This window comes from Aeromonas sp. sif2416 (assembly GCF_019218665.1).
GTDB lineage: Bacteria > Pseudomonadota > Gammaproteobacteria > Enterobacterales > Aeromonadaceae > Aeromonas > Aeromonas encheleia.
In genome coordinates this window covers 1-245 of the sequence record NZ_JAHUXC010000064.1, presented here as the reverse complement: position 1 = coordinate 245, position 245 = coordinate 1, and the positions used below count along the sequence as shown (strand labels likewise).

Here is a 245-nt window from a genome sequence, read left to right as displayed (position 1 = left end):
GACCCTGACCGACGTGGACGGGGTGGACGAGGCCGAGTTCAAACCGGGCCTGGGCGCGCCGAGTGCCAATGCCCTGGGCAGCCTGACCATTGCCGCGGATGGCAAGTGGAGCTATGAGGTCGCCAACGACAAGGTGCAGTACCTGGGCGAGGGCGAGACCAAGGTCGAGACCTTCGTGGTTGAGAGCCTGGATGGCACCAGCCACACCGTGACCATCACCATCACCGGCGTCAATGACGGTGCGG

General features: G+C 65.3%; 1 protein-coding gene. It reads left to right on the top strand.

Going from position 1 to position 245, the window contains the following annotated elements:
- Positions 1 to 245, top strand: a 245-nt coding sequence (locus KW821_RS21970) for a VCBS domain-containing protein (RefSeq protein WP_218292880.1), incomplete at both ends; no start/stop codon positions are given.